This window comes from Bacillus sp. JJ1503, from assembly GCF_036965125.1.
In the GTDB taxonomy this organism is placed as follows: domain Bacteria; phylum Bacillota; class Bacilli; order Bacillales; family Cytobacillaceae; genus Cytobacillus.
Genome location: NZ_JBALOZ010000242.1, coordinates 12,636 through 14,006, shown reverse-complemented (window position 1 = coordinate 14,006; position 1,371 = coordinate 12,636). Strand labels below are relative to the sequence as shown.

Annotated in this window: 1 protein-coding gene; it reads left to right on the top strand. The window is 40.0% G+C overall.

Going from position 1 to position 1,371, the window contains the following annotated elements; genetic code table 11:
* Positions 1-121: 121 nt before the first annotated feature.
* A complete protein-coding gene (gene hemB, locus V7149_RS18095) occupies positions 122-1,099 on the top strand; it encodes a porphobilinogen synthase (RefSeq protein ID WP_335347004.1) in 978 nt (325 codons plus the stop codon).
* The last annotated feature ends 272 nt before the right edge of the window (positions 1,100-1,371 follow it).

The window sequence follows — 1,371 nt, the reverse complement described above, 5'->3', positions numbered from 1 at the left end:
ATATCATACGGACTAAATGTCCACTGTGAGCCGGCAATCTATACAACTGATCATATGCTAGAAAGTATTATTGAATATTTAAATATGAAAAAGTAATTTTTCAAAAATAGGAGTGAGCCTAATGGATATCCAATTTACGAGACATAGAAGACTTCGCCAAAGTCCAAACATGAGAGCTTTAGTCCGTGAAAACCATTTAAGTACTGATGATTTAATTTATCCGATTTTTGTTGCTGAAGGACAGGATATTAAAAGAGAAATTTCCTCTATGCCTGGAATTTATAATTTATCATTAGATCATCTTGAAGAAGAAATGAATGAGGTTGTATCATTAGGAATTAAATCCGTCCTCCTTTTCGGGATTCCCATTGAAAAAGATGAATGCGGCAACCAAGCGTATCATGATCATGGGATTGTTCAAGAAGCCACTAGATTTATTAAGGATAAGTTCCCGGATGTCATTGTTATTGCCGATACTTGTCTTTGTGAGTACACAAGCCATGGGCATTGCGGTGTGATTGAGAATGGACAAGTATTAAATGATCCTTCACTTGACCTATTAGTACAAACGGCTGTCAGTCAGGCAAAAGCAGGTGCCGATATAATTGCTCCATCTAATATGATGGATGGATTTGTCGCTGCAATTCGTGCAGGCTTGGATGAAGCTGGCTTTGAAAATATACCTATTATGTCTTATGCCGTTAAATATGCTTCAGCCTTCTATGGTCCGTTCCGTGATGCAGCTGACAGTACACCTCAGTTTGGCGATCGTAAAGCTTACCAAATGGATCCGGCAAACCGTATGGAAGCTTTACGTGAAGCAGAATCTGATTTAATGGAAGGCGCCGATTTTATCATTGTGAAGCCTGGAATGCCGTATCTCGATATCGTCCGAGATGTGAAAAATAATATTAATCTTCCACTCGTTATTTATAATGTGAGCGGGGAATATTCCATGGTGAAAGCAGCCTCACAAAATGGCTGGATTGATGAAGAGCGAATTGTCATGGAAATGCTAGTTGGAATGAAGCGTGCCGGCTGTGATTTAATTATTACGTATCACGCTAAAGACGCGGCTAGATGGCTGCGGAACCAGTAGTTGTAAAACCTGATGAGCTGGCTTAATAAAGCCCTTCAGTGCAGGAAAAAGGTCAGAAGGGCGTTAAGAGGGCTTTTAAACGCCATTTAGTGCAGGAAAACAGGTCAGAAGGGCGTTAAAAGTGCTTTTAAACACCCTTGAGTGCAGGAAAATAGGTTAGAAGGTCGTTAAGTGTGCTTTTAAACGCCCTTCAGCACTGAAAATCAGTTCAGATGGTAGTTAAAGTGACTTTATAACGTCTTTCAGTGCCAGAAAACGTTCTGAAGGTAGTT

Excerpts from the sequence above, each read along its gene's own strand:
- hemB (WP_335347004.1), top strand. The coding sequence starts at position 122 with ATGGATATCCAATTTACGAGACATAGAAGACTTCGCCAAAGTCCAAAC.